Genomic DNA, 7,182 nt, shown 5'->3' with positions numbered 1-7,182 from the left:
GTAAATGTCACAGAAGAAGCCTTACATCAACGGTCTAATCAACAAGCCGTAACATTCCTTAAAACCATTTTCAATTGTATTTTTCAGAAATAGCTTTCAGATTCCCTGTTAAAAATAGAAAATTTGCCATTTCATCGTATCCGAATGTTAGATTCCACTGGCTTTAAAACCCCAACCGATGATCCAGAAACAGGATATCAAGGTTGTGCACAGTCCTCTTTGAAAATCCAAGTCGAGTATGAAATGAAACAAGGACAATTTCTTCATCTTGATATTCGGAATGGAAAAGAACATGATACCACATATGCGGCTACCTTACTGCACACTGTACAACCAGGAGATTTACTGCTTCGTGATTTAGGATATTTCTCATTAAGATGGGCTAAAATCCATTCATAAACAAGGTGGTTACTATATATTTCCAGGGTCAAGCATAACGTCAAAATATACTTGACTAAAGAGCGATTAGATTGCCATTTATACGGTACATTGATTTCAATTCTGATTTCATCGAGTGTTACATTTAAAATACGAAGTTTCCTTTATCAAAAAGAAAAAAGGAGATCAGTGAATATAAAACCATGTACATTGTGAAAGAAGCGTTACCGAATATTTATATTCACTTGTTTAAACCGCACAAAAAAATCACAGCCTTTTTTGATGGTCTGTATGATCTCATAAGGAAAAATGGCAAAAAATCAAAGAGATGGGATAAGAAGAGTCCCTTTGATATGCTGGAAGCTCTGCCAGGTTGATGCCTGATCGGTTGGTTGATGGCGAATTTTAAAAAGGATAATGCGGGGACTTCTTTGGCATGGAGAAAAATCATGATTGTAGATAGGGAATGGATAAAAGGCTCAAAAGCTGAAAGCTTTTGAACCTTAACTTGATGGCTATGGGGTCACTTTCTTAAGATTTGTTGTCTTCTCTAGCCTTCTTTTTCGTTTGTTTTGCTTGATTGCTGCTTACTAATATCATTTTTTCTAATGTAATCTGCAATCATACTTGCAAGTATTTTTTTGGCTTTTTGCGCTCTTTCATTGTCATAAACAAAATGGTCGTAAAACTGTCCGTTGTGTAACATCCCCTGTTAACAAAATTTCGATTGCCTATCATACCAGGATGGGATTTGAAATTAAAAAGGGAGATAAAAAGGTGGATGATATTGATGTACATAGTAATTATGATGGTGTAGAACAAGATAGAGTTTTGTTTGTTAAAACACTATAATCTGTCCGTCAGGGGGGAGAAAATTGAGTATTAAACATGGTAAAAAAACCAATTGCAGCTGAAGATGTAAGTAAGCCTGACTAGAAATTAACTATGCCTATAAATAAAAACCTAGCATATTGATATGATCCCCCCTGGTTAACCGTGAAAGGTCCATTACAACAATGTTTTTTTCACACTGTCAACCTAAAGGGGATCATCACGCCTGTTGATTATCCATAAGGTGAAAGAAAAGATGCACGCGTCGGCGTGTTCCCTCGTCTTTTTCTCACAAGGAAGAGACACCGCCGCTTTTTGGCGCCAGGGCCGGACCGGCAAAACATCTGGGCCTCTCGGGGCGGGAGACGAACCGACGCCCGTTTGGGGCACGGTGTGGTGGCGATCTACTCTGGATTATACTGGATAATCAACACCCTTGGGGGATCATATCAAATTGTTCGTTGGTTTAATTGAATAAAATCCTAGGCGCTTTTAAGCATTAATGGGTGACCGGCAAGTGCCTACTTTTATACCAAGACGATTATAATGATTTTTTATATTCACAATGGTTTGATGGCGTGTAACTTCATCAATTAACTCGTTTATTTTATGAAGGTCAACTGGTTTATTCGCTAACAAGTCATTGAAAGTTTGCTTGATTTCTTTAGGATAAACATTTCCTACCATACTAGAAAGCCCATTACATCCATTATTTAGCTTTGCTGTGAAATTGATGTCTCCTCCAGCAAAGATAATGAAATCATCAGGTAAACGTGTATTTTTATGACGATTAAAATCGCCTTCCTCTTTAAGTCCAAGAAGATTAGGGTGTTGAGTAACAAGTTCATTGAGGGATTCAGTACTCAAGTTAAAGCCGGTCCTGAAAGGATTATTATAAAGCACAACTTTTTTGGTTGTACGCTTAATTAATTCATTAACATAGAAAATCGCTTGTTGTTGTGTCGGTTGAATGTAGGGCGGAAAGCCAATCATAATTATATCAAAGACAGACTTTTCGAGTGCTTGAATAAGTTTTATCGCCTCACTCGTTCTCGTAGCTGAGACACAAAACATAAGCTCAACGCCTTCAAATTTTTGTTGATTAAAGTAATCAATGATTTGCAACCGCTCGTCAATACTCATTGAATGCTGTTCACCTGTGGTGGCAGATATAAGCAGTGACTCGATTCCGTTATTTTTCAAATGTTCAACAATAGGTTTGAAGCCATCTAAATATAACGTTTCATCATCATTAAGGGGAGTTGGAATAGCAACATTTAGATTTTTCATCAATAATATTCTCCAATCTTTATGTTTCTTGCTATGTTTTTTTCAAAAATTATTGTATCCTTAATATAAAGAAGGTATTTGTATTATAAAAAGTGTAGTAGAGCCCCTAAAATGGGGCACTTTTTTATCTTTGATTTGTTTGCGCTTCTTTTTTTACTATATGACGAGGTGGGGTGCCGATCGGTTCCTCTAAAAACCATGTGCCCATTGAAGTAAGAACCGGCACGTCCTGGAACGTAAAGAGAATGGCATCCTCTGTATCTGAAGTGTTGCAATGTTCATGCTCGGACCAAGGTGGAGCTAGGAAAAGATCCCCTTTTTCCCACTCTATCTCTTCTCCGTCTACAATACTAAACCCCTTCCCTTGAAAGACCAAATTGAGGGCTACGTTCGTATGGCGATGAGGTTTATTATGCTCACCTGGTTTGAAAATTTGTACCACAACATTCATTGTTGGTGAAACCCCAAGTGCATCCCCTGTGTCCTTATGGACGAGTGATATTGTCCCACGTCCAGCCTCAAGAAAATCCTCCGATACCGATTCATTAAGCACGGGATAAATGTCTTTCCATTTCCAGGAACATGCTCGAACCATAGGCTTTCTGCTTTTACTTAAAAATTCACGATAGCTGATAATCTCTGTTCTTTGGTCGCTCATTTTGTTAACCTCCTCATTTTTAGAAAACTTAGTTATTATTTTTTTGCTTAAATCCTTTCCGCTAAATCTTAAAATGCTCACCCCCTTTCAGCGTTACGTAATTTTGAGATTCCCTGCTAAGTTTAAATACCTCTATCAATTAGCGGTGTTTTTAAACTTTTAAAAGGCTAATGATAAATAATATTTAATAGGATCAAACTTGAGCAGCGATTAAAAGGTAAATCCAAATCGGTAAATTATGTTATAGATTGAGTTTATATGTTAATTAATACTTTAGGAGATTTTAAATCATAATACAATTCAGTTATTTATATAGTAATAATAGTTTTAACCTATGATATGATACATATAGACAAAGATTATTAAACTACATCATTTTCCCAAACATAGTTAATCCTATTAATTTTTATCAATAAGAGTAGGAGGACTTAAATGGAGTTAAGACAACTTGAATATTTTCGTTCGGTATGCCAGGAACTTCATTTCACAAGAGCTGCAGAGAAGATCGGAATTTCCCAACCTTCTCTAAGCCAACAAATTCGTTTATTAGAACATGAGATTGGAACACCTTTATTTGATCGAATTGGTAAAAAAACGGCACTTACAGAGTCGGGAAGGCTACTTCTGAAGTATACTCAGAATATTTTCCATGAGTTAGAACAAGCGCAGGCAGCTATAAAGGAATTAAACGGACTCCAAAGAGGAAGTATTTCTATTGGAACATTGCTGACAGTTGAAAACTACCTAATTCCACCAACATTACTTAATTTTCATCGTCTATACCCCGCTATTAAAATATCCGTACTTGGACTACGCACGGGAGATATTCGGAAAAATTTGTTAGAAAATAAGTTAGATATAGGTATTGTTTTTTTACCTATGGAAGATAGTGAATTGGAAACAATTTCTTTGTATAAAGAGGAACTGGCCCTAGCGGTACCCAATGGGCATTCATTAGAGGGAGAAGATGCGGTAGATTTGGAAGTGTTACGAACAACCCCTTCCATCTTACTTCCAGAAACTTACTTTGTAAGACAACTTATTAATAAATCTTGCAGTAATTTAGGATTTCTCCCCCAGCCCATTTTTGAAATAACAACCATGGAATCTTTAATTAATATGGTAGTAAAAGGAGTAGGAGTAACCATATTACCTAAACCTTATTTAGAGTGTCTTAACAATAATAAAATAAGGGTTATTCCGATTCTAAATTCTAATCTTGTTCGGGAAGTGGGCATCGTCTATAGAAAAGATAAATATATGAGTGCTGCTATACGTATTTTTATTGATGAGCTTAAGGCTACCACGATTAGTTTTAGAGGTAGCATCTGCTGATTTTGGGGCCATCTTCTTAATAAAAGATAGCATCAGAGAAACATGAATTTTGTACATTAATCCCTGATTGACAGAAAAAATGCTCTGGCCCGGGCGTTTTTTTGTCAATCAGTTGGGAGAGGTTCGGGATCGATTCTATGAAGCTCAGTTGTACCGGCTTCAAGTTACTGATGAATTGACTTGCGCTAGGAGGAATCAAGTTGTACAATAGTTGTATGACTACGAATATTCATAATGACGAACAAAGGATAAAGCTGTTCAAAGCGCTGGCCGATCCAACACGGTTGGAAATCGTCAGAACGCTGCGCAAAAGTGCGACGGAGATGAGTTGCGGAGAGGTAGGTGAACAGTGCGAAGCATCCAAGTCCAACACATCGTACCATTTTCGCACGCTACGTGAGGCTGGGCTGATTCAAGTGAGGAAAGATGCACAGACTAAATATATGCGGCTTAACACGGAAACGTTCGAGCGCTATTTGCCGGGATTCCTGGATACGCTGTAAAGAGGCGGCAGAGGAATCCTTCCTTTTGCTCATTTGTTAAAGAATCATAAAACTACAAAACTATTGAATCAAGGTGATGGATGATGTCAAAATGGCTGCTACTTTTATTTTTTACGATGTTTATTATCGGAACCGATTCATTTCTGATTGCACCGTTACTCCCGACGCTGCAAGCGGAGTTCGACGTTGCCACCGATATTTCCGGCTGGATGGTCGGGGCGTATGCCCTTGGCTATGCTGTATTTGCTGTTATTGCAGGACCGTTATCTGACGGTTGGGATCGAAAAAAGGTGCTCGTCTATGGGATGCTCGGCTTTGCCGTTACAACGGCGTTATGTGGACTTGCCACCGGATTCTGGTCGATGTTCGCCTTCCGTTTTCTCGCCGGCGTGAGCGCAGCGTTCTGCGGACCCCAGGTGTGGGCGATTGCTGGACAGTTATCACAGCCGAAGCATGTTGTGCGTTCGATGGGCGTCGTCACGGCGGGACTGGGGGTCTCGCAGGTGCTCGGCGTGCCGATCGGCAGTGCACTTGCGGCTATCAGTTGGCCAGTGCCGTTTTTTGTGATTGGTGGCGCTGCACTTTTTCTTGCTGTACTGCAAGTGGTTTCGCTACCGGGCATGCCGCCCACAGCCCTTACTGGCGGGGCAAGGGAAACAGCTAGGCGAAGTGCGCTCCGTATAACTATGGGTTATTATCGGACAGTATTACGTGATTCCAGATCGAGGTGGGCATTTTCGGGCTATTTTGCTTTTCAGCTTGGCAACTATGCCGGGATGGCTTTTATGGGGACATGGTTGACGGAGCGATTCGGCTTCGGAGTAACAGAGGTCGGGTATGCTGTTCTATTCGCCGGAATCGGGAACCTAATCGGCAGCATGTCAAGCAGCGAAATGGTGAAGTGTTTCGGATCAGGGCGCTTGCTGATTACCGTGCTTGTGGTGATGGCATTCTTGTATGGCGGAATCGCCTTTTCCCCGCAAGCGTGGATTGCGGAGGCGGCATACGGGCTTATCTTTATGCTGGCAGGCCTTATGATTCCGCTCATGATCGGCAGGTTGACCGGGCTGCACGAAGGGATGCGTGGAACGCTATCAAGCTTAACGAGTGCGGTCATGTACGCGTCGGCGACGGTAGGCTCCTGGATCGCAGGCGTACTGTATGTAAGACTGGACGGCTATGCAGCGGTCGGTGCATTTGTGGCACTTAGCTATATCACGGCGATGGGCATCTTCGTGGTAAGCGGTGTTATGGCTGGAGGTGCTTCCTCGAACGTGCTAAGCAGGAAAGTATCGAAGGCAAGCTTAAAAGAGTTTCGCTAACGGAAAGCAATTTTTTTCCAAACAGCCATCAAGTTAAATATTGTTGTTACGGTAACTGATGTACATATAGAAAATGAGAATGTATCAGATGAGACGAAAACAGCATGGGAGAAGTGGATTAAACCAGCATTCGGTATTACCATTATTGGACCATGTATATCTGTTGCGGCTTTAGTTTTCGCAATTAGAAATAGAAAGCGGTAATTTTTCATTGTTCAGATGGTCAATCATTATGTGCTTAGAGTATATGTATCGTATAGGCAAGGTGGTGGGGGTTAAAAATCCATGAAAAAATGGCATGTCCTATAGCTGTCGTAAATCTTCCTTTTCTAGACTGAACCTGTTTTTCTGGCCGATACGTAGTCAATTGTAATTTAATTAATACATTGTATTTTTTATTGGCATATGTGTATTATAAATTATACAATTATTTACAAGAGGGGTAAGGAATAGAACTCTATTTTAGAAAGGGTGATATATTTGACTTTTTATCTTGGAAGGATGTCTGTACGCAACCTCTTTTGGGTACTTATTCTGGTATTAGTTGCACTAACTTTTGCACCATATTTGATGGCCGCGCTTGGAGCAATTTTAGTGGCATGTATGTTGGTAGCTTCATTCTTTATTGTCCCTATATTTTTTATATCGGTGATGTTATCAGGTAAGGATTGCAAAGAATGAAGTGAGAAAATGCTACCTTTATTAACTCATACGAGGGTGTCCCAAAAGTGATGGGGCACCCTTCTCCGGTACCGTATATACGCATAGAAAATAGTAAGTAACCTATATATTGTATTTCATTTGGGACCAAACAACCTTTTGGGTTAGCCTCCATAGCCATCAAGTTAAGAACAGGGTATAAAAA

6 protein-coding genes and 2 pseudogenes are annotated in these 7,182 nt (G+C 40.0%); 6 read left to right on the top strand and 2 right to left on the bottom strand.

The genetic code is table 11. From position 1 onward, the window contains the following. Window positions 1-123: 123 nt before the first annotated feature. From HMPREF0083_RS30255 to HMPREF0083_RS29505, 3 genes and pseudogenes are all read left to right on the top strand, one after another. Window positions 124-399, top strand: a complete 276-nt coding sequence (locus HMPREF0083_RS30255; protein WP_167331591.1) for a transposase — start codon at window positions 124-126, stop codon at window positions 397-399. Between the two features lie 51 nt (window positions 400-450). Continuing rightward, window positions 451-597, top strand: a pseudogene (locus HMPREF0083_RS30250) (IS4 family transposase); the annotation flags it as partial. A gap of 438 nt (window positions 598-1,035) precedes the next feature. Next, a pseudogene (locus tag HMPREF0083_RS29505) lies at window positions 1,036-1,230 on the top strand (GNAT family N-acetyltransferase); the annotation flags it as partial. 471 nt (window positions 1,231-1,701) lie between these two features. Here the strand turns inward: HMPREF0083_RS29505 and HMPREF0083_RS21505 are convergent. Then, entirely contained in the window at window positions 1,702-2,499 is a 798-nt protein-coding gene (locus HMPREF0083_RS21505) for a dihydrodipicolinate synthase family protein (RefSeq protein WP_021623922.1), read from the bottom strand. A gap of 124 nt (window positions 2,500-2,623) precedes the next feature. Next, window positions 2,624-3,157, bottom strand: coding sequence for a cupin domain-containing protein (locus tag HMPREF0083_RS21500; RefSeq protein ID WP_040304328.1), 534 nt, complete (start codon window positions 3,155-3,157; stop codon window positions 2,624-2,626). A gap of 432 nt (window positions 3,158-3,589) precedes the next feature. Here HMPREF0083_RS21500 and HMPREF0083_RS21495 point away from each other — a divergent pair, with 432 nt between their 5' ends. The 3 genes from HMPREF0083_RS21495 (at window position 3,590) to HMPREF0083_RS21485 (ending at window position 6,317) form a co-directional block, all read left to right on the top strand. Beyond that, window positions 3,590-4,492, top strand: coding sequence for a LysR family transcriptional regulator (locus HMPREF0083_RS21495; RefSeq protein ID WP_021623920.1), 903 nt, complete (start codon window positions 3,590-3,592; stop codon window positions 4,490-4,492). Between the two features lie 215 nt (window positions 4,493-4,707). Continuing rightward, window positions 4,708-4,995: an ArsR/SmtB family transcription factor gene (locus tag HMPREF0083_RS21490; RefSeq protein WP_021623919.1), complete on the top strand. Its 288-nt coding sequence runs from the start codon at window positions 4,708-4,710 to the stop codon at window positions 4,993-4,995. Between the two features lie 83 nt (window positions 4,996-5,078). Continuing rightward, entirely contained in the window at window positions 5,079-6,317 is a 1,239-nt protein-coding gene (locus HMPREF0083_RS21485) for an MFS transporter (RefSeq protein ID WP_051354753.1), read from the top strand. The last annotated feature ends 865 nt before the right edge of the window (window positions 6,318-7,182 follow it).

The organism is Aneurinibacillus aneurinilyticus ATCC 12856 (genome assembly GCF_000466385.1).
GTDB lineage: Bacteria > Bacillota > Bacilli > Aneurinibacillales > Aneurinibacillaceae > Aneurinibacillus > Aneurinibacillus aneurinilyticus.
The sequence above is the reverse complement of the archived record's forward strand: the minus strand, read 5'-3'. Positions and strand labels throughout refer to the sequence as shown.

Coding starts and splice junctions, on each gene's coding strand:
- HMPREF0083_RS21500 (WP_040304328.1), bottom strand. CDS start 3,157: ATGAGCGACCAAAGAACAGAGATTATCAGCTATCGTGAATTTTTAAGT.
- HMPREF0083_RS21505 (WP_021623922.1), bottom strand. CDS start 2,499: ATGAAAAATCTAAATGTTGCTATTCCAACTCCCCTTAATGATGATGAA.
- HMPREF0083_RS21490 (WP_021623919.1), top strand. CDS start 4,708: ATGACTACGAATATTCATAATGACGAACAAAGGATAAAGCTGTTCAAA.
- HMPREF0083_RS21495 (WP_021623920.1), top strand. CDS start 3,590: ATGGAGTTAAGACAACTTGAATATTTTCGTTCGGTATGCCAGGAACTT.
- HMPREF0083_RS21485 (WP_051354753.1), top strand. CDS start 5,079: ATGTCAAAATGGCTGCTACTTTTATTTTTTACGATGTTTATTATCGGA.